We start from the raw sequence: 23,529 nt of genomic DNA, 5'->3' as shown, positions 1-23,529 counted from the left end.
GGATGGATGGTGAAGAACGTCGTTGAGTCAGTCTTTGCGGTCCAGGGGGCCGATCTTGTAGAGACGCTCTTCTTCGTGACCACTTTCACCGAAGTCTCCGGCGGCAAACAAAGTGGTTATTGCGCAGCCCGCATCGTGCTGCGATGCGAAGCTGGTAAATAACTGGTGGGACGGCGCGTTGTCGGGACTGATGGTGGTTTCAATCCAGCGCGTCAGATGACGGAGTCGCACGGCTTGCAGCAGATGCTCGAGCATGCGCTTGCCGAGTCGCTGGCCACGGCTTACCGGGGCGACGGCGACTTGCCACACAAATAAAGTATCCGGCTGGGCCGGCGGCAGGTAGGCAGTCACGGCACCGACGATAACGCCATCCTGTTCCGCGACGACGCTGGTCTGTGCGTGGTGATGGCAAAGCAGCAGGTAGGCGTAGCGGGAATTGAGGTCCAGCGGCGGGCAGGCAGCAATCAAGTCGTGCAGTGCCGCGCCATCGCTTTTGCGTACCAGGCGGATAGCTGCCAGGGGCTTGTCTTGCTTCTTGTCTTGCTTCTTGTCTTGCTCTTGTTCAGTAATTTTTTCATTCATGGGTCGTCCTTTCTTCGGAAAACACATTTGGCGGAAAATTTCGACCGTCGTAACAGGGCAAAGATCAGTACTTTTTCAACCGTGCTAACGGTTGGATGCGCATTCACCTTAATGGCGACGTCACACTTCGAGCAATGCTGCGAATTTCTCCAGCATCGCCACCAGCGCCTGCCGGTCTTCTTCGGGCATCGCATGCAGCGCGCTGACAAAGCCGGGTGGCATGGCCGACGGCGCATCGTCAGCAAGCAGCTGTCCATCGGCAGTCAAGGCAACAAAAACGTTGCGGCGGTCATGTGCATCGCGGGTCCGGATGACCAGTTTTTTTTCTTCCAGCCGGTCAACGATGCCCACCACAGTGCTCGGGCTCAAATGAATCGCCAGGCCTATCGATTTCAGGGTGCTCGGCCCGAGTTGCGCAATGGCGAGCAATGCGATCAATTGCGGCGACGTAATGTCGAAAGTCACATTGAGATGCTTGGAATGTTGCTCAACGCGCTGTGCGATGCGGCGCGTGCTTTGCAAAATCCGGAGGGAATCATTTTTGGCAACAAACCTTGACGCATCGCTCATGACATCCACCCGATTGTTTTCCTGATCTTGTTTTTTTATGGCGCTGCCGGAAATCACTTCGTTTTTGCCGGCTGCGTTTCTTTCGATGCGCTCAATGTACGCCCTTAAATTTTTATGTCAACCAGAATCGATGTATATCGAATGATTCGTACTGAATTTATTAAATCGTGTTTTGACGGCTTAGGCAGTATCGTAGGGTGCAATAACCGCAGGGCATTGCACCGAATGCTCCGCTTGCGGTTGATGAAATTGCATGTACTTCGTCATGACCAAGCCGGGGCGGAGCACAGGCCGCTACATCAACGTCAGCGCGCTATTCAACCCGCCCCCATCAGCCGCAACAAGGTGTGACCGTGCTCAGTCAGCGCGTGGCACCCGCACTGACGGCAGGCTTATTTGAAGCGCACATGCTGCAGCACACCCGTGAAAATCGGATTCTTCTCCGGGGGAGTCGAGCGGGGGTAGTTGCTCTTCAACGATGAGCCGACAATGGAACCGACAGGTACTGGCCGACACGAATGGGAGCGCAAAGAGCGCTGAACCCAAACTGAAAGGACTTGCACCGTGGGAAATTGTCTTGGCCGCTACGAGCCGCCCCCGGCACATGTTGCCCCTCCACGCGCCAGAGCTGAAACACCGCCGGCCATGGATGCCGCTGCACCAATGTTGCCACTCCCGCCAGCCATGGACGCGGTTGCGTCCGCTAGCCGTCATCCTGCCGCCGCTGTCCCTGCGAACCACCAGGACAACTCGCACCAGATGCACCGGCAAACACGCCTGGTCCTGCAAGCCTGGCGCGAGCAGGCCCACGGCGAAACAGATGAGGCGATGCAACGCCTCAACGACCTGATGGAACGCGGCGGACATGCGCTGAACTGGTCAGGGCTGAAGCTGACGAGTCTGCCCGACTGCTTCGGACAACTCCGGTTTATCGAACAACTCGACCTTGGTGACAACGCGCTGACGAATCTGCCCGACAGTGTCGGCAAGCTCACTGGTCTGACCCATCTCGATGCCCGGAAAAATGCGCTCATCACGCTATCGGCCTGTGTCACGAAACTTCACGGCCTACAACGATTGAATCTGGACGGCAACCAGCTGGAAGAACTTCCTCGTGACATGCAACGCCTGACCGCATTGCGTGAATTACGACTGTGCAACAACCGGATTGTCCGTGCCGACGGGCACTTTGCCACCATGACAGCATTACTGGAACTGAATCTGGAACGCAATCCGATACGCCTGACGCATGCCGACCTGAATGGACTGGGGCCGACAACACTGGTGCATGCGCAGAATGCGTACCTCGCCCCGGAGGACAAGGCGCTCCTCATAGAAGGCACCGCGAACAACCGCCCGCTGCCCTGCGTCTACCTGTCCAGCGAACTGAAGACACTGTCACAGCGTGATCCGGCTGACAACACCGTCGACCCGATCTTTACCAGAGAACCCGAACGCCGTATCCAGTTGCTCCTGGAAGCAGCATCGCACCTTACTTCACGACTCGATACAGAGATGCAGCAAGTGACGCTCGGCAGCCGCCGCCTGACCCGGAAAGATTGTCTGTTAATGGCATTGGAAACAGCACTCGAACATAACCATGACCTGATTCCGGTGATCAGCTATCGCCTCGTCCATGACATGCCGGACGATACAGCCCGTTTCGAGCTCTTCGGTGGTCACCTTGAGCGCGAGAGAATAACCGAGTGGTCAAACAGGACGAACCTGCCTGTGAAAACGGTCGTCAACGATGACGCGGCAAATGTAGGTAACCAGATGCGCACGTTAGATGGCCAGAATGTGCACGCGAACGTTGTCCTGATCGCCGGTACAAACACGCTTGAGCGCATCAGACAACGCGTACCCGCGCCGCTGTCAGAAGCACAGACCCAAGCTGGCATCGCTGCACATTTGCGCGCAACGCGTGCGCCGGCTGCTGCCTTGCGCGGCCTGGAACAAGTCATGAACAGGACCGCTATGTTGAATAACTTCAACGCCAGTGGTGCCTCCGCCATGGCCTTGATGTGGACGTACATCACGCAAACCGACGAACAGCCGCTTCGACAGAATCTGCTCGAGGCTATGCAGAACCGGTTAAGTGACATCAACGCCAACATTTGCGCCACCGGCGTCATCCAGCGCGTCATCGACATTCCTAACTCGGTCGACTTTTCAGTGACGGCAGCAATTTCCGTGGAACAGCTACGCGACGAAATGCGCCAACTGGCAGGCGCCGTGAATGATGAATTCGAGGCAATGGCAGGAGACGTGAACGAGGCGTTCGGAGCACAGTCCCCCACACCAACCGGGCCCGCACAAGCAATGGACTTATCTGCGGATGCGCTGCTGGAAGACCTCGCTCCCTTACCACGAGATTTTGCTGCACTTGAGCGCCTGGTGCTGAAAGGTCTTGAATCCGGCCAAGGAATTGTTGAATTTGTATCGCGTCGGCAGCAGTCCCACACAGGCGAGCTAAAAGCGATCATCGCAATACTCCGCAACCTTCCCGAATTCGCCAGTGGCAACTTGCAATTTGGCAATCGCTATCAAGTCGATTCCGTTACTTCGATCAACGAGGCTGACGCACCTGAGACCAACGATCATCTGCTCGTGCAAATGACCGTGCGTAACACACACACGGAAGCGCAAAAAGTCGTTCCACTGACGCAAATCGGCTTGAAATTTACCGACAAAATATTACGCAGCAGACAGATCGAACGTGCCAATGTGCTTTTCGAACAGCATCTGGACCACATTGCCGATTCTGATCGTCGTGGTGAATTGCCTGTGATGGTGTCGACCGGCGGAACGGGACGCAATCTCCTTTTGCGCGCATACCGTCAGATCCAGGAAGGTATCCGGGATGACGTGGTCCGTGGTGTCGCGGATCTCGACGCGACACTGGCGCGGTTGGCCGAAATCAGCGTGCAGGTGAGTGGGAAAAATGGTGCATTTTCTGCGGAACAAATTGCCGAAATGAAAACACCGCTGCTGCGTGAACTGGAATCCCGCCAGGCAGCGCGCCAGGCGGCACGGCGGAGACAGCAACAAGACCTGCTCGACGCGGAAACCAGTGCGATCAAACGCGAAATGTTCCAGCAGAAGACACATCTCGAACTGGTCCTGCTGCGAGGAATAGACGCCGATCTGGTGTCCGCAGAAACCGAGCGGATCTTTCCGGCGGGGATGGTGCTTTGACCTTGCACGATCCGGCATCCCGCAATGCAATGCCTGCCTGCCTGCTTCCGTGTATTCCGACAAAATAATAACCCTGAGATGAATCGAACATCGCCATGACTAATCCCCTACCCTCAATCGGTCTCACGTCGTCACGCTTTTCGGCAAACCAGACAACGGCAGAAGCAGCTTACGGACGCGCTGAACCAGTTGTCGCCGCGCACGCTTCATCGTCACGAGAACCACGCCGTCAACGTGTAAATCCGCAGGAATCGCGCCTTCGCAGCGCCAGCCCACGAAGGCGAAATGTCATTTCGGGCAACTGGACAAGATTGCTAAATAACCTGGATACATTTACCAGGGCACTGGCGAAAAAAATGGCCCGGGACGGAGCGTATGCAGGCAGGAACGACGTCGAGCACAATGCGACCAATGTCCGCTGCCCGAGCAAGGACATGGTGACGATCGACGATCCGTGGCGAGATTCCGCGATACCGATACACCGCAACCTGCATGCCACCACATTGCATTTCACGCCATCGACACCCGGTGACGACTCCCACATGTATATCGCAGCGCAATCTCCCATTCCTGAAAAAGGTGCCGTCGACGGATTTTTCGCCTGTGAGAAATTTCTGGCGAAAGCCCTTGAATCCGGGTTGGGCATATTCCAGTTTGTCTCGCCTTCGAAAACCGGGGAAGCCGGCTACATCAGCAAGCGGTCAATTATTGGTCAGCTGACTGAAAAAATTAACCAACCCGGAGGAAAAGACCTGCTCATAGGAAGGCGCTACACGCTGAAAAATTTTGGTCCATTGGAAACCACCTATTCGGACGGCTCTGTCGAGCACAGCGATAAACACTATGCCCTTGAGGTCGAAGATACCAAAGGCGTTGGCAATCCACACCCCCGGGTTCGCATTATCCTGACCCAAGCGCAAGTTGCATTCGACAACAAGGTGGTGGCCGCAACAGACATTCGCCAGGCAAGCGAGTTGATGGACGAATTACACAAGCAGGCAGGCCCAGAGCACAAATGCACGATGGTCGTCAGCCATGCCGGTATCGGGCGAAATGCGACATTAATCGCTTATCGTGAAATGTACGACCGCATTGAAAATGGGCCGATCAACAATCCCGAAGAACTCGAAGCGGCGCTGGAAAAATTAATCATGGAGGGTCGCGCTGCCCGTGGCCCACAATTTGTGCACTCGGAAGAACAGGTCCGTGAGTTGGCATCGACATTGAAGGAGGATTTGGAACGTAAAACTCAGCTGAAGGACTCTGACGTTGGTCGACAAAGCCGTAGTGCGGCAAGCGAACCTGTTAATCCGTCGGTATCGCACTGGATAACGCCAGTTGATGAAGCCAGACCGGCAACAGCGCCAACTGCTCTAGCGGCATCAAAAGAAGTTGTTGCAGCTGCACTTGAAAACTTGTTTCAGTTGCAAGACACGCCGGGTGATGGCAATTGTTTGTTTCATGCATTGGAAGGTGATCTCCATAATGGTTTCTGCCAGCTACCCTACGACGAAGTAGTTGCTGTTCGAAACAAGGTTGCGGATGTACGGAAAAATGAACCTGACAATACGCCCAAAAGGCTGGAGTACAACTGCAGCCAAATTATTCACGAGTTGGATCGCAGCAAGCAGACATGGTTTGAAATACCTGAAGACAAAATGGTAAGCAATGAAAGGTACGCCGATTTTCAGCGACGACCCGGTGTCTATGCTGGAGACGATGAAATCGCGCAGTGGCCTAAAGTAAAGGGGAATGAGGGTGTAACGGTTATTGTTGTGGACGCAGTCGCAGAAAACCCTTACATCAAGACCTATCCGAGCGAGGGCAAAACTTCTGTGGAAAAGATCGATTTATTAGGAACTACTCCCGACCAGATACGAGAGCAGGTCATTGCCAGACTCGAAAATTGTTTCGATCCGGAATTTGATCCGAAAGGATTGTCACCCGTGAAATATCGCGTGATTCTCCGGCAAGGCAGCCACTTTCAACGCATTGTCGGACTTAGGAACGATAAAGAACGCGAACACACTGATAGCCAACTTAAAAAGCAAAAAAAAGAAAATGAAGCAATAGACCGCGACGTTCAAGAAACGCTAATCAAGCGTGGTGGTGTTTGGACCGACGAGGCTATTGCTAGTGCACAGGCTGAGGTTGCGGCACGAAGAGCAAAGCAACCCGGTTTTATCAACTCAGTTAAATCATGGATATCGAAAAAAATCGGGTAAATCATAACCATTTGAAGCGCCTCATCGATCCCTGCATTCTGCATCCCGTCATAACTGAACCAGCGATCAGAACATCGCCGGAAAATCAGGACCGGATTACGAATTACGGAATGCGGGTTACAGAGAGCGATGCGTCGCGCGTCGGCAGTTACTGTCCCGGTTAGCAGGCTCTGAAATCAGTATCGTAGGGTGCAATAACCGAAGGGCATTGCACCGAATGAACCACTGGCGGTTGATGAAATTGCATGTACTCCGCCACGACCAAGCCGGGGGTGGAGCACAGGCAGTTTCATCAACCGCAAACGGTGCATTTGGTGCAATGCCCTGCGGTTATTGCACCCTACGACCTATGACGCGACCGCTTAGGGCGCACCGGCGGCGTACCACTTCCCGATCAAGGCCCGCTCGTCGTCGGTAATCCCGGTCAGGTTCCCGATCGGCATCGCCTTGAGTTGCACGACTTGCTGGTAGATCCCTGCCGCATGCTGATGGATCAGTGCTGCCGTGTGTAGCTGTACACCGAGCGGCGCAGCCGCGAAACCCGGCTGGGTTGGCTGTGCCGCATGGCACGCGACGCAGCGCTGATCGATGATGGCTTGCACCTGCTTGAAGTCAACCACCGCTCCGGTACGCGCGACCGGCTTAGGCGCAATCGCGATGGCCACGGCCAGCAGGATAGCCACGCCGGCAACCGGATAGCCCCAGACAATACGACCCTTGTGGCGCAGATTAAAAAAATGCCGGATCAGCACGCCGGCCGCCATTATCGCCGCCAGCACCAGCCAGTTGTAGGCATGGCTGTAGGTCATTGCGTAGTGATTGCTGATCATGATGAATAGCACCGGCAGCGTGAAGTAATTGTTGTGCACGCTGCGCTGCTTGGCGCGCTGACCGTGGATGGCCTCGGGCACTTGTCCGGCCTGCATCGCCGCGACCATCTTGCGCTGGCCCGGCATGATCACCATCAGCACGTTGCCGACCATGATGGTACCCAGCATTGCGCCGACATGGATGTAGGCGGCACGTCCGCTGAGGAGCGTCGATAGCACGTAAGCGGCAACCACGATGAGCACGTACAGGACAATGCCCAGCAAGCCATCGCGCTTGCCCAGTGGCGAACGGCACAGCAAGTCATAGACTGTCCAGCCGGCCAGCAAGGTGCCGAGACCAATCGCAATCGCCTGCCAGACCGCGAGGTCGGCCACCGAGCGGTCTATCATCATCGCCGACGCATTGAAGTAATAGACGATGGTCAGCAGCGCGAATCCCGAGATCCAGGTCCAGTAGGCTTCCCACTTGAACCAGTGCAAGGTCGGCGGCAGGGTCGCCGGTGCCACCAGATATTTTTGCGGGTTGTAAAAGCCGCCGCCATGCACCGCCCACAATTCACCGGAGACACCGCGTTTGGCCAGCTCCGAACCGGGCAGTGGCGGACGGATCGAATTGTCGAGCCAGACGAAGTAGAACGACGCGCCTATCCACGCAATGCCGGTAACCAGATGCAGCCAGCGCACCAGCAAGTTGAGCCAGTCGATGCCATACGTAAGTAAAAATGCGTCCATGAGTCCTCTTGGAATAGTCGGTAGTGCGCCCGCGCGCGACGATGACTGACTCGTTGACGATAAGCGCAAAGGCTGCCCAACTCATGCCACATCCCGTATATTTCACATATCCATTGTCATATGAGGCATTCCATGTCCGGCGTACTTCCCGATCATCTCGATATCCACCTGATCCGCATCCTGTACATGCTGTTGTCCGAGAAAAGTGTCTCGCGCGTGGCGCTCAAGCTGAACCAGCCGCAACCGTCGATTTCGGCCTCGCTGCGCAAGTTGCGCGAACTCACCGGTGATCCGCTACTGGTACGCGGCGCACGCGGCATGGTGCCGACGCAGCATGGTGAAAGCCTGCTGAAACCGGCCAAGCGCATCCTGGTTGAAACCGAACGCCTGTTCGTGCGCAAGGTGCCGTTCGTGGCACAAGACGAGGGCCGTACCTTCCACATCGCCGCACCCGATTATCTGGACAGCCAGTTCCTGCCGAATGTGGTCTCTAGCCTGCGACGCGAATCACCGAAGAGCAAACTGGTAATCCACGGCCTCGGTCCGGAGATCGATTACATCCGCCTGCTGTCGGATGGCGATCTGGATCTGGTCATTGCCAACTGGGGCGAGCCGCCGGCGCATTTGCACCTGTCGAAACTGTTCGAGGACACCATCGCCTGCTTCATGCACAGCGAATGCGCGTATGCCAAGCGCACCGGTCCGGACGAGATGACGGTCGAGGATTACCTGAGCCTGCCGCACGTCGCCCCGGCGCAAACACTGGCCGGCTACAACGGCGTCATCGAAGGGTATCTGGCCAAGCAAAACATGAAGCGCAACGTCACCGTGCAATCGGCATTCTTCGGGCTGATTCCGTACATGCTGACGCAGACGGACCTGGTGCTGACCACCGGCGAGCAGTTCTTGCGCTTCTATGAAAAGACCTTGCCGCTGAAGCGCTTCACGGTACCGGTGAAGTTTCCGAAGATGCGCTACTACCAGCTCTGGCATGACCGGGTGCACCAGTCCAATGAACACAAGTGGCTGCGTGACCTGATCAGCGCGGCGGCAAAGTCGCTGACGCCGCGCTAAGCCAGCCCGTCACCGCACCAGCTCGAACAGCATCGCCGACATCGACGCGATCACCGGAAATGGTGTGAGCCGCCACAACCTGGCCGGCTGCGACAACGGAATCACGCGGCGCAGGATCACGCCAAAATCCAGCGACGGCGGATGCGGAAAGTAGTCTTGCTGGATCGAGACGATCTGCCGGAAACCCTTGCCGTAGTAGTACGACAGTTGCGGATCGGCCGGTTCGCCGGCATGGAATTTCTTGTTGCGGTGGACGTACTCCCAGGCCGACAGATCCGGCTCCAGCTCGCGGGCGCGGCGGAATCCCGGCATCGGCGACCCCAGGTAGACATCACGCCAGCCAGCCTTCAATGCTCGCGGATAAAAGAACCGGAAGATCGCGTCGGTCGCCGCCGCGTTGTTGCTGCTCAGGCTGATGCCGAACAGGCTGCGCGTGTGCCGGTGCGGCGCGCTGTCACCGGGCAGGTTGGCGGTCAGTTCCCAGCGCGTCGGACCGGTAAAAATCGCCGGATTGACCGGTCGCATGAACAGCGACGCCAGCGCCCTGCCGGTCTGCGGGCAGAAGCTGCCGATGCACAGTTGCGGGTAGGCGTTGATACGCTGGCGCAGCATGTCTTCGGAAGCGGCCTGGTTCGGTTCCCACTTGTCATATTCCAGCGCCAGCAACGCGGGGATGTCATCGAGCGTCAGATAACGCGTTTGCCATCGACTGGCGCGAACGCGGCGCAACAGGTCAGCAAACATGATCAACTCCGCGCGGACTGGCCAGCGTACGGCGGGCCGAGATTTCATCGATCAGGCCGGTCAGGTAACCACGCGTAACCACGGCCTGCGCGCGGAAGTCCGGGTCGAGCATCAACGCACGATGCAAGCGCCCCAGCCGGAAGAACGGCACCGACGGAAACAGATGGTGATCCGCATGAAAATTGACCCCGTTCTGCGCAATCAGCAAGCGCTCCGGCCAGCCGACCAGCATCGTGCGGGCACTGTCGAAACCGGCACCCGGCAAGCCGAAATGCTCGCCCAGATCGCGCACATACAGGATGCCCATCAAGAAGGTCGCCAGCGGCACGAGCCAGTACAGCAGCACCGGCCGCCACAGGTCGAAATACGCGACCGCCGCAAACAGCAACAGCGCAAACACGAAGCGGCCGATCGCGGTACTGCGCGGCAGGCCGATGGCCATGCCGGCGTCGACCGTGTAGTTCTTCAGGTCTTGCAGCGTGTACCAGCCGATACTGTGCTTAACGATTTCAAGCCAGACTTGCGCACGGGTTTTGGGGAACTGGTAGCGCCGTTTTTTCGATGACGCGACATAGTTCGGATCGTGTTCGGTCCATGCATGCTTGTGATGCAGCAGGTGATTGCGGCGAAAGCCATGGACCGTAATGAAGAACGGGAACGCGGTGAAGACATCACCGATCAGGTCATTGAACCAGCCGTGCTTGCGGCTGAGCTGGTGGTGTGCGTACTCGTGCATCAGGGCCAGCAGCGCATGCTGGCGGGTCGCGATCAGCAGCATGCAGACCAGGCTGACTAGCGGATACGACGTCCGGCTGGCCAGCACCATCAGCGCAATGATGCAGACCCATTCGAGGCAAGTTTGCAGCAGTAACCGACCCGGCGCGGGTCTGGCCAGCGCTTTCAGGAGGTCACGCTGGAGGCGTATTTTTCCGGAAGGGACAAGGGAGGGACAGGTTGACATCGGCAGCTCCAATCATTAATTCAAAAATAATTTATCGCCAATTTACGGATAAATTATTTCTATAAAATGACATCGACAAACTTATTCAGTTGTTGTGCAAACGGAACTACACCCGCTATCCGGTTACCCATGGAACGCCGATTTGGCCTCCGCCAGTTTTTCCGTAAGTGACAATTCAGATGACTACAATCTCACCGACCGGTGCCGCATCGGCCGTCGCGCCACTCCCTCTATCACCGCCGGCCGGCACGCCGCCGCCGGCCTCTCCCGCGGGCAGCCAGGCGGGCAAGCACCCTGCACCGCCGTCCAATAACGCGATACGCACCCGATTCAACCAGCTCTTCCACACCGACAACGTCCCCGGTACGCCGGCGCGCCAATTCGATGCCGACTGGCCGACAGCCGCTCGCGAGATTTGCAAGGGCTGGGTCGATGCCCAGGCCGGACACAACGTGACCACGGTGTCGCATGTCGCGCTGTCACGCATGAAGGCGCTCGAATACGAGCGGAAAAATCTCGCCACCATCCATCCGGACCAGCGCTTGCTGCCGGCAACGGCAACGACGGGCGATTACTACCAGGCAGGCATCGAGGCCTTTCTCGACGCTGTCGGTGAAAAAGATCCGCAGGCAGTACTGGAGAGTTTCAAGCTGGCCGGCACCGGTGGCTTGCATCGTCAGCACGCAACGGTCGGCGCGACGATCAGCAATGCGCTCAGCGTGGCGATCGTGCTGGCGCCCGATCCGGTGACCAGGCTGGCGCTGGTCGGTACCCGGCTGCTGACGCAAACGGGGACCTCGGCGGCGGTGGTTGCCTCGGGACCGCGTCGCTTTCGCAATGCCTGTACCGAAGACGTGATGCCGCTCGGCCGAGCCGATGCGGCGCCCGCCGCCAAGCGCGCGCCCAACATGCTGAAGGCGTCGCTGGGCGTCATGCGCACCTTGAAAATGAAAGCGGTGAACAAGAGCCTGCAGGAAATGCATGACGCGATGCAGGCACTCGACCGGGCCCGGGATGGCGGCATGATCAAAGCACGCCTGGAGACCCGGCAACAACTGGAGCTCGCCTTCGCCCGGATCTGCCACCAGCTATCGGTGAAGGAGGCTTACAAAGCCTCGTCCGAAAGCGCGAAGATCGAATTCATCGGCAACCTGCGCTATCTGCTGACCAGCTACACGGGTACTGCCGCCGTGCTGGCCGCGGCAATGATCGGGATCATGACGCCGCTGTTCATCGATGCGGTGGTCACCGGTGGCTTGATCGGTGCGGCGACTGCGCTGACGGTGGTGATGTATCTCGGCTATCAGCTCAGCACCGGCCCGGCGCGGGATGGCGAAGAAAAAGCCCGGCGCGCCATCGTTGCCCTCGTCAAGATGCTGGAAGTACTCGGTGGCGAAAATACCGACAGCACACGGCAACGCGGCGCGGCGTACGCCGACTATCTGGAAGAACGCAAGGTGCCGCGTTTCACCCGCGCGGCTGGCCGGAAAAAAATTCGCAAAGCCGCCCTCGCGCGATTGCAGGACAAGCTCACCACGATCGCGTCCGCAGAGCCGGCTTCCGCAGGCCCGGACCTGGCCAGCAACTGGACCGATTATTCCCGCCACCTGAAAGACACCAAAGCGATCGACGCCAACGCCGCGCAGAACAAGCTCGCTCCGGCAGAGCACCAGCAGCAATTGACCGACCATGACAACCAGTTTCGTGAGAGGCATCGCGAAGACTTTGCCATCAAGGAGCTCGTCGCCGCCTGGAAAACTCCGATGCAGATCCGCATGGGTGCGGCCAGCCGGCTCCTCAAAGGCAAGGTCGCGCAATCGTACAAGCGCTTGCTGGCGCTACGGCACGGCGAGACATCCGGCACCGGTCATGGCCGGGCCGGACAAACCGACCAGAGCAAGCGCGCCATCGAAACGCAAAAGCAGGATTTGTGCGATCGCCTGCTGGACCTGTTCCACCTCGAACTGGCGCTGCAGGACTTGAAGCTGGCACCCGGTGCCAGCGCCGACAGCGTCAACCGGGACCGCGCGCGCGAGCGCATCGAGGCCATCACCGATCCGGACGTACACCAGCTGTTTTGCGGCAGTGCCGAAGAACAGGTCGAGGCAATCCGGCTATCGAAAGAGCTGACCGCGGGGGAAAGTGAGCGTTACACGCACGCCAATATTGGCTCGGCAGCTATCGGCATTGCACTCAACATCGGGGTGCCGATGGCGGATGTGGTGGTCAATGTCGGGAAAGTCACCAAGGCTTATCCGACCCAGAAAGTGAATGACTACAAGCTGATCTCCGTGTCGCAGGCCGGCGCACAACCGGGCGCGCACCAGAGTGCCGGTAACCGCGCGGCGTTCCCGCAGTGCGATATGCAACCATTATTGGAAGAGACCGAGCTGGAGGAACCGGCACCCGAGCACCACCTGCAGCTGGCCCTGAAAGGCAACGTGTTGCAGGCGAATGATGAGGCCGTGAAGCTTGCCCTGAAGGGGCTGATGGACGATCTCGGGAAAGTCGACGTGGTGCCGCGCGGGTTGCGGCTGACCCTGCAGCATCCGACCCCGAACGCCGCCGGACCGTCGACCAGCGCCGCAGCGCCGGCACCGCAGGAGATCGAAGAACTGCGCATCAACCTGAAGCCGACCACGGCCTTCCATCGCGTGCAATACAAGAAAAATCCGCTCGGACAGCGGATACGCCATATACGCCACCAATGGGTCATCATCGGACGGCAAGCGGCAATGTCAATTGCTGGCTTGCCGGTGCAGGCGTTTGCGCAGCGTCGCCTCAACCGGACCCGGGCGACGCTCAACAGCGCCGCCGAGTCCGTCGCCGACATCCGCGCCCGCTTGCAACCGACCACGTTTGATCCGAAGGAAGTTCCGGTAAATGCCTCAGGCTTGCGCTGCCGGGAAAATGCGCACGTCGTCATGGTGCAAGCCGGCGCAAAGGACCAGGCGCCGCACCCGATTCATGCGCACAAGATTGCGCAGCAGTTGCGCAGCGAGGCGGCCTATGCTGCGGGCCAGTCGCCGCCCGCCGACAGCGTCGATGATTTCCTGTTGCAGGGACTGGCGTCGGGACAGGGCATCTTCCAGTTCGTCTCGCGCAAGGCGCATTACCAACCCGAAGACAGTCGCGAGACGCCGGTCATCAAGATGCTGCTCGAACAGTTGGGCCAGCCTGAGGGCCGGGTGATCGGTGGGCGTTATCGTGTGATCAGTTTTGATCCCATCGGCGGCGGCGGCGATAGCGATTTCCTGCGCCACAAACTGGTCGCCGAGGACACCTGGTCGACACCGCCGCAGGAAGTCCAGGTGCCGATCACCCAGGCCGGACTCAGATTTTCAGGTCGCCTGCTGCGTGTAGACATGATTGAGCGTGCCAGCGCACTGCTCGACGAGCACAACGCCCTGCTGGCGCAACCGGCCAACCCGGCCAAGGCCGACAAGATGATCCTCAGTTTTGCCGGCATCGGTCGCAACGCCACGCTCATTACCTATCGCGTGCTGGGTACGGCGATCGACAGCGGCGCGGTCACGCGCGAGACGCTGGACGCTGCGCTCGACGCCGAGATTGCGGCCAATCGCCTGCGTCGCGGGCCCGGTTATATCCATACGGCGAAGCAGAAGGACCAATTGCGCGCGGCGCTGCTGGCGCGGATAGCGGATCAGGAGGCGCGGGCCGCGACGAGCCAAGTATAATCAGCGCTCCTTTTCCTCCTATTGGCCGCGCCCGTCATGCAAGACAAATACAACCACGCCGAGATCGAAAAATCAGCACAGGACCACTGGCAAGCGACCGACGCCTACAAGGCCGTCGAACACGCTCAGGACCAGCACGGTAACGACAAGAAAAAATTCTACGCCTGCTCGATGCTGCCCTATCCGTCGGGCAAGCTGCACATGGGCCATGTGCGCAATTACACGATCAACGACGTGATGTATCGCCACCTGCGCATGAACGGCTACAACGTGCTGATGCCGATGGGCTGGGATGCGTTCGGCATGCCCGCCGAAAACGCCGCGATGGCCAACAACGTGCCGCCGGCGCAATGGACCTACGCCAACATCGCGCACATGAAACAGCAGATGCAGGCGATGGGCCTGGCGATCGACTGGTCGCGCGAGATGACCGCCTGCAAGCCGGACTACTACAAATGGAACCAGTGGATGTTCCTGAAGATGCTCGAAAAAGGCATCGTCTACAAGAAGACCGGTACCGTCAACTGGGACCCGATCGACCAGACCGTGCTGGCCAACGAGCAGGTCGTCGATGGGCGCGGCTGGCGTTCCGGCGCGCTCATCGAAAAGCGCGAAATCCCGATGTACTACGCCCGCATCACCGACTACGCCGAAGAATTGCTCGACCACGTCGATAACAAATTGCCCGGCTGGCCCGAGCGCGTGCGTACGATGCAGGCCAACTGGATCGGCAAGTCGACCGGCGTGCGCTTTGCGTTCACGCACACGATCGCCGATGGCGAGACGCTGATCGATGACGGCAAGCTGTGGGTCTTCACGACCCGTCCCGACACGATCAAGGGCGTGACGTTCTGCGCGGTCGCACCGGAACATCCGCTGGCAACTTTTGCCGCCCGCAACAATCCCGAACTGGCCGCCTTCAATGCCGAGTGCAAGCTCGGCAGCGTCATCGAAGCGGACATGGCGACGATGGAAAAGAAAGGCATGCCGACCGGACTGGTCGTGTCGCACCCGATCACCGGTCGCCAGATCGACGTCTGGGTCGGCAACTACGTGCTGATGACCTACGGCGATGGCGCCGTGATGGGCGTGCCGGCGCATGACGAACGCGACTTTGCGTTCGCCCAGAAATACGTGCTGCCGATCGAGCAGGTCATCGCCGTCGAGGGCAAGGTCTTCAACGACATGCAATGGCATGACTGGTACGCCGACAAGGAAAACGGCCGCTGCATCAACTCCGGCCGTTTTGATGGCATGGGCTTTGCCGAAGCGGTGGACGCGGTCGCCAAAGTCGTCGCCGACCTCGGCCTCGGTGAAAAGAAAATCACCTACCGGCTGCGCGACTGGGGCATCTCGCGCCAGCGTTACTGGGGCACGCCGATCCCGATCATCCATTGCGACAGCTGCGGCGCAGTGCCGGTGCCGGAGAAAGATTTGCCGGTAGTCCTGCCCGAAGATTGCGTGCCGGACGGCACCGGCAATCCGCTCAACAAGCATGAAAAATTCCTGCACGTCGATTGCCCGACCTGCGGCAAACCGGCGCGGCGCGAAACCGACACGATGGATACCTTCGTCGATTCGTCGTGGTACTACATGCGCTATTGCTCGCCGGGCAGCACCGAATCGATGGTCGATGCGCGCAACGATTACTGGATGCCGATGGACCAGTACATCGGCGGCATCGAGCACGCCGTCATGCACCTGCTGTATGCGCGCTTCTGGACCAAGGTCATGCGTGACTTCGGCCTGATCACATTCGACGAGCCCTTCACCAACCTGCTCACGCAGGGCATGGTGCTCAACGAAACCTATTTCCGCGAAGACGCCGCCGGCAAGAAGACCTGGTTCAATCCGGAAGACGTGGCACTGACGCTCGACGACAAGGGCCGGCCACTGGCCGCGACACTGAAGTCAGATGGTGCTGCGGTCAACATCGGTGGCACCGAAAAGATGTCGAAGTCGAAGAACAACGGCATCGATCCGCAAGCGCAGATCGACCTCTACGGTGCCGACACCGCGCGCCTGTTCACGATGTTTGCGTCGCCACCGGAGCAAACGCTGGAATGGTCCGGCACCGGCGTCGAAGGTGCCAACCGTTTCCTGCGCCGGGTCTGGGCGTTCGGGTTTGCGCAAGTCGGCCGCATCGAAAAATCCGCCGCACTGAAGCTGGTCGTAGCTGACCTCGGCGACCCGCAGCGCACCTTGCGCCGCGAAGTCCACAAGATCCTGCAGCAGGCCGATCACGACATCAAGCGCATCCAGTACAACACGGTGGTCTCGGCCTGCATGAAGATGCTCAACACGCTCGAAGCCGCCAGGCTCGATGACTCGAAGGCGTCCGACGCGGTCATCACCGAAGGCTTTTCGATCTTCCTGCGCGTGCTCTATCCGATCGCGCCGCACATCACGTTCACGTTGTGGCAGCAGCTCGGTTATGCCGCCGTTCATGGTGACCTGCTCGATGCGGCCTGGCCGCAAGTCGATCCGGTCGCGCTGGAACAAGCCGATATCGAGATGATGATCCAGGTCAATGGCAAGCTACGTGGCAGCATTACTGTCGCCAAAGGCGCGGACAAGGCCAGCATCGAAGCGGCTGCACTGGCCAACGAGCACGTGCAGAAATTCCTCGAAGGGCCGCCGAAAAAAATCATCGTCGTGCCCGGCAAACTGATCAACATCGTGGTCTGACCGCGAAGGACAAGCAGCTCATGAACCGACGCACCTTCCTCACCTACAGTGCCACCTCGGCTGCCCTGCTGGCGCTATCGGCCTGCGGCTTCAAGCTGCGCGGCTCGGACGGCAGCGCGCTGCTGCCATTCAAGACGATGGTGATCGGTTTTGCCGACACCTCGCCGCTGGGCGCCGAACTGCGGCGCTATATCCGCGCCTACGGCACCACCGTGATCACCGATTCAAAGGTCGCCGACGCCACCCTCGACGTGCTGTCCGAGACCCGCGAAAAAGTCATCCTGTCGCTCAATAGCGCCGGCCGGGTGCGCGAGTACACGCTGTATTACAAGTTCCGCTTCAAGGTCCGCGACAACGCGGGCAAGCAATTGCTGCCACCGACCGATATCATCCTCAAGCGCGACATCAGCTTCAATGAGTCCGCGGTGCTGGCCAAGGAAGCCGAAGAAGGCTTGCTGTACCGTGACATGCAAAGCGATCTGGTCCAGCAAATCCTGCGCCGCCTGTCGGCCCTGAAGCAGGACTGATCCGCACCATGCAACTGCGCGCCGACGCCCTCGATGCCCACCTCGGCAAGCCGCTGGCGCCGTTGTACGTCATCAGCAGCGACGAGCATTTGCTGGCGCTCGAAGCGGCCGACAAGATCCGCAAGGCCGCGCGCGCGCAAGGGTTGTCCGAGCGCGACGTGCTGCAGGTCGACCGCAGTTTCAAGTGGGGCGAACTGGTCGCCGCGAACAATGAGCAATCGCTGTTCGGCGACCGCAAGCTGATCGAACTGCGCCTGCCCACCGGCAAGCCGGGCAAGGAAGGCGGCCAGGCTTTGCAGCAGTACGCAGCCAGTCCGAACCCGGACAATGTCACGCTGATCACCTTGCCCAAGCTCGACTGGGCCACCGCGAAAGCGGCCTGGGTCGGCACCTTGCAGCAAAGCGCGGTGTACATCGACATCCCGCTTATCGAGCGCAACCAGTTACCGGGCTGGATCAGCACGCGGCTGGCTGCGCAAGGGCAGAGCGCCGGACGCGATGCCCTGGACTTCATGGCCGGGCGGGTCGAAGGCAATCTGCTGGCGGCGCATCAGGAAATCCAGAAGCTCGGCCTGCTGCATGGCGACGGCCAGCTCAGCTTCGACCAGGTCCACGACGCGGTGCTCAATGTCGCGCGCTACGATGTCTTCAAGCTCAATGAAGCGATGCTGGCCGGCGATGTCGCGCGGCTGGTGCGCATGCTCGACGGCTTGCAGGGCGAAGGCGAAGCGCTGCCATTGGTCTTGTGGGCCGTCGCCGAAGAAATCCGCACGCTACTCAAGATCAAGACCGCGATGGAACAGGGGCAGCCGGTCGGCCAGTTGCTCAAGCAGTACCGCATCTGGGGCCCGCGCGAAAAACTGATGGAGCCGGCCTTGCGGCGCCTGTCGATGGCCACGCTGGAAGCTGCCATCCAGCAGGCCGCGCAACTCGACCGGCTGGTCAAGGGACTGCGCGCACCGGCGCTGGCCGGCGATGCCTGGGACGCGATGCGGCAACTGGCGCTTGGCGTCGCCCGCCCGCGCTGATCCGCCACCTTATTGAATGCATCGGGAACTGACATGACGAACACCACCAGCAACATCGCCACCAGCATCGCCGACACCATCATTGCGCTCGGCAAGAACGCCCGCAGCGCCTCGCGCGCGATGGCCAAAGCCTCGACCTCCACGCGCAATCAGGCACTGCTGCTGATCGCCGCAGCGATCCGGCGCGAAGCCGCTGCGCTGACCGCCGCCAACCAGCGCGACCTGCAGGCCGCTGCCGCCAGCGGCATGGATGCGGCGATGCTGGACCGCCTCGCGCTGTCGCCCAAGTCGATCGCCGGCATGGCCGAAGGACTCGAACAGGTCGCTGCGCTGCCCGACCCGATCGGTGAAATCTCGAACATGAAATTCCGTCCGAGCGGCATCCAGGTCGGCCAGATGCGCGTGCCGCTGGGCGTCATCGGCATCATCTACGAAGCCCGTCCGAACGTCACCATCGACGCCGCCGGGCTGTGTATCAAGAGCGGCAACGCGACCATCCTGCGCGGCGGCTCGGAAGCCATCCATTGCAACCGCGCGCTCGCCATCCTGGTCGCCGAAGGACTGGCCGGTGCCGGCTTGCCGGCCGAAGCGGTGCAGGTCGTCGACACCACCGACCGCGCTGCCGTCGGCGCAATGATTACGCTGCCCGAGTACATCGACGTCATCGTGCCGCGCGGCGGCAAGGGCCTGATCGAACGGCTGATGCGCGAAGCCACGGTGCCGATGATCAAGCACCTCGATGGCATCTGCCACGTCTACATTGACGACAAGGCCGACCTGACCAAAGCGGTCGACATCGCCTTCAATGCCAAGTGCCACCGCTACGGCACCTGTAACACGATGGAAACTCTGCTGGTGGCCAGCGGCATTGCCGCGCACGTGCTGCCCTTGCTGGCTGAACGCTATGCCGGCCAGCAGGTCGAATTGCGGGCCGACGCGCATGCGCAAGCCATCCTCGCCGGCACCGGTTATCCGCATCTGACCGAAGCCACCGAGGCTGACTGGCGCACCGAATATCTGGCACCGATCCTGGCAGTCAAGATCGTCGCCGGCCTGGACGAAGCGATCGACCACATCAATACGTATTCATCGCAACACACCGATGCCATCGTCACCGAAGACTACAGCCGCACGATGCGCTTCCTGCGTGAAGTCGATTCGGCCTCGGTGATGGTCAATGCGTCGACCCGTTTTGCCGATGGTTTCGAATACGGACTGGGTGCCGAAATCGGCATCTCGAACGATAAACTGCATGCGCGCGGCCCGGTCGGGCTGGAAGGACTGACCTCATTGAAATACGTGGTGTTCGGCCACGGCGAAATACGGCAATAACGCACTCCTGCGCTCAATTACCCTCAAGGAAACACCATGCTCTGGATTAAAACGCTGCACATCGTCTTCATCACTTCCTGGTTCGCCGGGCTGTTCTATCTGCCGCGGATTTTTGTCAATCTGGCCGACGTGAAAGATGTCGCGACCACCGAGCGCTTGCTGATGATGGCGCGCAAGCTGTACCGCTTCACGACGATCCTGATGATCCCGGCGCTGGTGCTGGGCTTGGTGCTGTGGATGTATTACCGCATCGGCATGGGACCGGGCAATGGCTGGATGCATGCCAAGCTGCTGTTCGTGATTCTGGCGATCGGCTATCACCACGCCTGCGGCTCGATGCTGAAAAAATTCGAGCGTGGCGTCAACAAGCGTGGCCACGTGTTCTATCGCTGGTTCAATGAAGTCCCGGTCGTGCTGTTGCTGGTGATCGTCGCACTGGTGATCGTCAAACCTTTCTGAAGACGGAGCTGCCATGCCCAAGACCTGCGAATACTTTTTTGCGCCGCAATCCCCGTTCGCCTATCTGGGCCATGCGCGCTTTGTCGCACTGGCCAAGGCGCACGGTGCCCGCGTCGAGCTGCGGCCCTGTGATATCGGCAAGGTCTTCAGCGTCACCGGCGGCTTGCCGCTGGCGCAGCGCGCACCGCAACGCCAGGCCTACCGGCTGGCCGAACTGAAACGCTGGAGCAGCTTTTTGCAACTGCCGCTCAACTTGCAGCCGAAATACTTTCCGGTACCCAGCGATACCGCAGCAAAACTGATCATCGCCTGCCAGCTCGCGCACGGCACGGACACCGCACTGGCACTGACCGGCGCGATCATGCAGGCAGTCTGGGTCGATGAAAAAAATATCGCCGATGGCGACACGCTGGTGGGTCTGGCCTGCCTGATGGACCTCGATGGCAAGCAATTGCTGAAGTCGTCCGAGACGCCTTCGGTACAAGCAGAATACGAGCGCCACACCGACGCGGCGATTGCGGCCGGCGTGTTCGGCGCGCCGTGGTTTGTCGTCGATGGCGAAGGCTACTGGGGCCAGGACCGGCTCGACTTCGTCGATCGCGCACTAACAAAATAATGCAGCAAACCGGCACGCCAGGCGGCGTGCCGAACACCTTCACCACGGATAACAGGTACCCCTATGGCACAAGCATCGCACTCGTATTTTTGTCCCTGCCCGCGCGGCATGGAAGCTGCACTGGCCGAAGAACTCGGCGAGATTTCACTGCGCAGTCCGACCCTGAAAGTCCACAATCAAGTCCCCGGCGGCGTGCATTGCTCGGGCGAACTGATCGATGCGTACCAGGTCAACCTGCATTCGCGCATTGCGTCGCGCGTGCTGATGCGCATGGCGCACGCCAGCTACCTCAATGAAAACGATGTCTACGACCTGGCACTGGCGCAGCCGTGGGAAGACTGGTTCAGCGTGCATCGCACGATCCGCATCGACATCACGGCGATCAAGTCGCCGCTACGCAGTCTCGAATTCACGACCCTCAAAATCAAGGATGCGATCTGCGACCGCTTCCGCGAACAGTTCAATGAGCGGCCCTCGGTCGATACCAAGGAACCCGACATGCGCATCGTCGGTTTCCTCGATGCCCGCAACGTGACTATTTATCTCGACACCTCCGGCGAAGCCTTGTTCAAGCGCGGCTGGCGGCTCGATACCGGCGATGCACCGCTGCGTGAAAACCTCGCCGCGGGCCTGTTGCGCGTCGCCGGCTGGAAACCGGGCATGGTGCTGTTCGATCCGATGTGCGGCTCCGGCACCATCCTCGCCGAAGCCGCGCAAATGCTGACCGGTATCCCGTCCGGTGCGCGGCGCAGCTTTGCGTTTGAAAAATTCCACGGCTTCCTGTCGGAAGAATGGAAAGCAATTAAGGCCGCCATCAAGGCCAATCCGCTGCCGGCCGAACCGACCATTTTCGGCAGCGATATTTCGGGCGATGCGATCGCGATGACGCGCGCCAATTTGCATCAGGCCGGCATCCCGTTCGAGATCCCGCTCAAGCAGATCGAGGCGCAGGAAATCAAGCCACCGTCCGACGTGCCCGGCATCCTGCTGACCAACCCGCCGTACGGCGAGCGGATCGAGCTGCGCGGTGACGCTGCGATTCCTGAAGATGAAACGGCAAAGACCTTCTTCGATGCCTTCGGTACCACGCTCAAGCAGCGCTTCCCCGGCTGGAAAGTGTTCCTCTTTACGGCTGACCTGAAGGTGCCGCGTTTGTTGCGCCTGAAGGAAGCGCGCAAGACGCCGTTCTTCAATGGCGCGCTCGAATGCCGGCTGTTCCGCTTCGACATGGTCCAGGGCTACAACCGCCGCGAAGAAGCCAAGCCGAAGGATGACGCGGCATGAACCTGACCACGCCGGCGCTATTATTTCCGGCGATCTCGTTGCTGTTGCTGGCCTATACCAATCGCTTCGTGGTGCTCGCGCAGCTGATCCGGCACCTGCATGTCCAGTACAAGGACAAGCGCGAAGACGTCGTGATCCGCCAGATCGCCAACCTGCGCATCCGCATCACGCTGATCCGGCGCATGCAGAGCTTTGGCGTGACGAGCTTTATCCTGTGTTCGGTATCGATGCTGCTGGTCTTCGTCGACATGATCCTGCCGGCGCAATATGTATTCGGTCTGAGCTTGCTGCTGCTGGTGCTGTCACTGGTGTTCTCGCTGTGGGAAATTGCAATCAGCACGAAGGCCATCGAGATCGAACTCGAAGACATCGAGCAGAACCTGAAGCGGCATCTCTAACCGCATTTTACGAGGCTCCCATGCGCCGCATCACCATTTCGCTCGATGACTCGATTGCCGGACAGTTCGACCAGCTGATCGAACGGCGCGGTTATGAAAACCGCTCCGAAGCGTTCCGCGATCTGCTGCGCCATCACATCGAAACCGAACGCAAGATGACGTACACCGCGCTGCATTGCGTGGCAACTGTCAGTTACATCTACAACCATCACGAACGCGATCTGGCCAGCCGGCTGACTGCTGCCCAGCATGACCATCACGACCTGTGCGTGACCACCACGCATGTCCATCTGGATCACGACAACTGCCTCGAAACCCTGGTCCTGCGCGGCAAGTACAAGGCCGTCAGTGCGTTTGCCGACAGCCTGGTTGCGCAGAGTGGTGTGCGTCACGGGAATATTCACATCGTGCCGGTGCAGGTCGAGCAGCCGTCGCGCAGCCGGCATGTGCATTTATTGCCTGGGACGTGATCAACCGGTACAAGACACCGGGATTGGCGACGGTGATCTGAGCATCCGGTGCAATGCCCTGCGGTTATTGCACCCTACTTTCTGCTGGGATTATTGATGGTGCTCGGGGTTCA

Annotated in this window: 18 protein-coding genes; 13 read left to right on the top strand and 5 right to left on the bottom strand. The window is 59.5% G+C overall.

Translation table 11 applies throughout. From position 1 onward, the window contains the following. Window positions 1-27: 27 nt before the first annotated feature. A complete protein-coding gene (gene ectA / locus RHM62_RS03805; RefSeq protein WP_322124244.1) occupies window positions 28-582 on the bottom strand; it encodes a diaminobutyrate acetyltransferase in 555 nt (184 codons plus the stop codon). 120 nt (window positions 583-702) lie between these two features. Beyond that, complete coding sequence (locus RHM62_RS03800; protein ID WP_322124243.1) at window positions 703-1,152, bottom strand: MarR family winged helix-turn-helix transcriptional regulator; 450 nt, start codon at window positions 1,150-1,152, stop codon at window positions 703-705. 645 nt (window positions 1,153-1,797) lie between these two features. Here RHM62_RS03800 and RHM62_RS03795 point away from each other — a divergent pair. Both RHM62_RS03795 and RHM62_RS03790 read left to right on the top strand, forming a co-directional pair. Then, window positions 1,798-4,350, top strand: coding sequence for a leucine-rich repeat domain-containing protein (locus tag RHM62_RS03795; RefSeq protein WP_322124242.1), 2,553 nt, complete (start codon window positions 1,798-1,800; stop codon window positions 4,348-4,350). A 95-nt stretch (window positions 4,351-4,445) separates the two neighbouring features. Beyond that, window positions 4,446-6,575 carry a hypothetical protein gene (locus RHM62_RS03790; protein WP_322124241.1) on the top strand — a complete coding sequence of 710 codons (2,130 nt, stop codon included), beginning with the start codon at window positions 4,446-4,448 and terminating at the stop codon, window positions 6,573-6,575. Between the two features lie 362 nt (window positions 6,576-6,937). On the opposite strand, the gene RHM62_RS03785 is transcribed toward RHM62_RS03790, so the two are convergent. After that, window positions 6,938-8,137, bottom strand: coding sequence for a urate hydroxylase PuuD (locus tag RHM62_RS03785; protein ID WP_322124240.1), 1,200 nt, complete (start codon window positions 8,135-8,137; stop codon window positions 6,938-6,940). 132 nt (window positions 8,138-8,269) lie between these two features. Here RHM62_RS03785 and RHM62_RS03780 point away from each other — a divergent pair, with 132 nt between their 5' ends. Further along, entirely contained in the window at window positions 8,270-9,211 is a 942-nt protein-coding gene (locus tag RHM62_RS03780) for a LysR family transcriptional regulator (RefSeq protein WP_322124239.1), read from the top strand. Between the two features lie 9 nt (window positions 9,212-9,220). Here RHM62_RS03780 and RHM62_RS03775 read toward each other — a convergent pair whose 3' ends face one another. Both RHM62_RS03775 and RHM62_RS03770 read right to left on the bottom strand, forming a co-directional pair. Next, the gene (locus RHM62_RS03775; protein ID WP_322124238.1) at window positions 9,221-9,955 is read right to left on the bottom strand and encodes a hypothetical protein; all 735 of its coding nucleotides are present in this window, start codon (window positions 9,953-9,955) and stop codon (window positions 9,221-9,223) included. Next, window positions 9,945-10,916, bottom strand: coding sequence for a fatty acid desaturase family protein (locus RHM62_RS03770; protein WP_322124237.1), 972 nt, complete (start codon window positions 10,914-10,916; stop codon window positions 9,945-9,947). Before RHM62_RS03770 ends, RHM62_RS03775 begins: the two co-directional genes overlap by 11 nt. 179 nt (window positions 10,917-11,095) lie before the next feature. Here RHM62_RS03770 and RHM62_RS03765 point away from each other — a divergent pair, with 179 nt between their 5' ends. The 10 genes from RHM62_RS03765 (at window position 11,096) to nikR (ending at window position 23,416) form a co-directional block, all read left to right on the top strand. Beyond that, window positions 11,096-14,614 carry a hypothetical protein gene (locus tag RHM62_RS03765; RefSeq protein ID WP_322124236.1) on the top strand — a complete coding sequence of 1,173 codons (3,519 nt, stop codon included), beginning with the start codon at window positions 11,096-11,098 and terminating at the stop codon, window positions 14,612-14,614. Between the two features lie 36 nt (window positions 14,615-14,650). Further along, a complete protein-coding gene (leuS, locus tag RHM62_RS03760; protein WP_322124235.1) occupies window positions 14,651-17,302 on the top strand; it encodes a leucine--tRNA ligase in 2,652 nt (883 codons plus the stop codon). Between the two features lie 20 nt (window positions 17,303-17,322). After that, the gene (gene lptE / locus RHM62_RS03755) at window positions 17,323-17,829 is read left to right on the top strand and encodes an LPS assembly lipoprotein LptE (RefSeq protein ID WP_322124234.1); all 507 of its coding nucleotides are present in this window, start codon (window positions 17,323-17,325) and stop codon (window positions 17,827-17,829) included. A gap of 8 nt (window positions 17,830-17,837) precedes the next feature. Further along, window positions 17,838-18,857 (top strand): DNA polymerase III subunit delta, encoded by a 1,020-nt coding sequence (holA, locus tag RHM62_RS03750; RefSeq protein WP_322124233.1) that lies wholly within the window; start codon window positions 17,838-17,840, stop codon window positions 18,855-18,857. A gap of 33 nt (window positions 18,858-18,890) precedes the next feature. Beyond that, the gene (locus RHM62_RS03745) at window positions 18,891-20,189 is read left to right on the top strand and encodes a glutamate-5-semialdehyde dehydrogenase (RefSeq protein ID WP_322124232.1); all 1,299 of its coding nucleotides are present in this window, start codon (window positions 18,891-18,893) and stop codon (window positions 20,187-20,189) included. Between the two features lie 36 nt (window positions 20,190-20,225). After that, window positions 20,226-20,648 (top strand): CopD family protein, encoded by a 423-nt coding sequence (locus RHM62_RS03740; protein ID WP_322124231.1) that lies wholly within the window; start codon window positions 20,226-20,228, stop codon window positions 20,646-20,648. Window positions 20,649-20,661: 13 nt separating this feature from the next. Next, window positions 20,662-21,264 carry a 2-hydroxychromene-2-carboxylate isomerase gene (locus RHM62_RS03735; RefSeq protein ID WP_322124230.1) on the top strand — a complete coding sequence of 201 codons (603 nt, stop codon included), beginning with the start codon at window positions 20,662-20,664 and terminating at the stop codon, window positions 21,262-21,264. Window positions 21,265-21,327: 63 nt separating this feature from the next. Further along, window positions 21,328-22,548, top strand: a complete 1,221-nt coding sequence (locus tag RHM62_RS03730; protein ID WP_416172286.1) for a THUMP domain-containing class I SAM-dependent RNA methyltransferase — start codon at window positions 21,328-21,330, stop codon at window positions 22,546-22,548. Further along, window positions 22,545-22,946 (top strand): DUF2721 domain-containing protein, encoded by a 402-nt coding sequence (locus tag RHM62_RS03725; RefSeq protein ID WP_322124229.1) that lies wholly within the window; start codon window positions 22,545-22,547, stop codon window positions 22,944-22,946. The genes RHM62_RS03730 and RHM62_RS03725 overlap by 4 nt, the downstream gene beginning before the upstream one ends. 20 nt (window positions 22,947-22,966) lie before the next feature. Further along, a complete protein-coding gene (gene nikR / locus RHM62_RS03720) occupies window positions 22,967-23,416 on the top strand; it encodes a nickel-responsive transcriptional regulator NikR (RefSeq protein ID WP_322124228.1) in 450 nt (149 codons plus the stop codon). Window positions 23,417-23,529 lie beyond the last annotated feature (113 nt).

Origin of the sequence: Actimicrobium sp. CCC2.4, from assembly GCF_034347385.1 — a bacterium.
In the GTDB taxonomy this organism is placed as follows: domain Bacteria; phylum Pseudomonadota; class Gammaproteobacteria; order Burkholderiales; family Burkholderiaceae_D; genus Actimicrobium.
This window is presented reverse-complemented; position numbering and strand designations above follow the sequence as displayed.

Coding starts and splice junctions, on each gene's coding strand:
- RHM62_RS03745 (WP_322124232.1), top strand. CDS start 18,891: ATGACGAACACCACCAGCAACATCGCCACCAGCATCGCCGACACCATC.
- RHM62_RS03730 (WP_416172286.1), top strand. CDS start 21,328: ATGGCACAAGCATCGCACTCGTATTTTTGTCCCTGCCCGCGCGGCATG.
- RHM62_RS03795 (WP_322124242.1), top strand. CDS start 1,798: ATGGATGCCGCTGCACCAATGTTGCCACTCCCGCCAGCCATGGACGCG.
- RHM62_RS03770 (WP_322124237.1), bottom strand. CDS start 10,916: ATGTCAACCTGTCCCTCCCTTGTCCCTTCCGGAAAAATACGCCTCCAG.
- ectA (WP_322124244.1), bottom strand. CDS start 582: ATGAATGAAAAAATTACTGAACAAGAGCAAGACAAGAAGCAAGACAAG.
- RHM62_RS03790 (WP_322124241.1), top strand. CDS start 4,446: ATGACTAATCCCCTACCCTCAATCGGTCTCACGTCGTCACGCTTTTCG.
- RHM62_RS03735 (WP_322124230.1), top strand. CDS start 20,662: ATGCCCAAGACCTGCGAATACTTTTTTGCGCCGCAATCCCCGTTCGCC.
- leuS (WP_322124235.1), top strand. CDS start 14,651: ATGCAAGACAAATACAACCACGCCGAGATCGAAAAATCAGCACAGGAC.
- lptE (WP_322124234.1), top strand. CDS start 17,323: ATGAACCGACGCACCTTCCTCACCTACAGTGCCACCTCGGCTGCCCTG.
- nikR (WP_322124228.1), top strand. CDS start 22,967: ATGCGCCGCATCACCATTTCGCTCGATGACTCGATTGCCGGACAGTTC.
- RHM62_RS03765 (WP_322124236.1), top strand. CDS start 11,096: ATGACTACAATCTCACCGACCGGTGCCGCATCGGCCGTCGCGCCACTC.
- RHM62_RS03775 (WP_322124238.1), bottom strand. CDS start 9,955: ATGTTTGCTGACCTGTTGCGCCGCGTTCGCGCCAGTCGATGGCAAACG.
- RHM62_RS03725 (WP_322124229.1), top strand. CDS start 22,545: ATGAACCTGACCACGCCGGCGCTATTATTTCCGGCGATCTCGTTGCTG.
- RHM62_RS03740 (WP_322124231.1), top strand. CDS start 20,226: ATGCTCTGGATTAAAACGCTGCACATCGTCTTCATCACTTCCTGGTTC.
- holA (WP_322124233.1), top strand. CDS start 17,838: ATGCAACTGCGCGCCGACGCCCTCGATGCCCACCTCGGCAAGCCGCTG.
- RHM62_RS03780 (WP_322124239.1), top strand. CDS start 8,270: ATGTCCGGCGTACTTCCCGATCATCTCGATATCCACCTGATCCGCATC.
- RHM62_RS03800 (WP_322124243.1), bottom strand. CDS start 1,152: ATGAGCGATGCGTCAAGGTTTGTTGCCAAAAATGATTCCCTCCGGATT.
- RHM62_RS03785 (WP_322124240.1), bottom strand. CDS start 8,137: ATGGACGCATTTTTACTTACGTATGGCATCGACTGGCTCAACTTGCTG.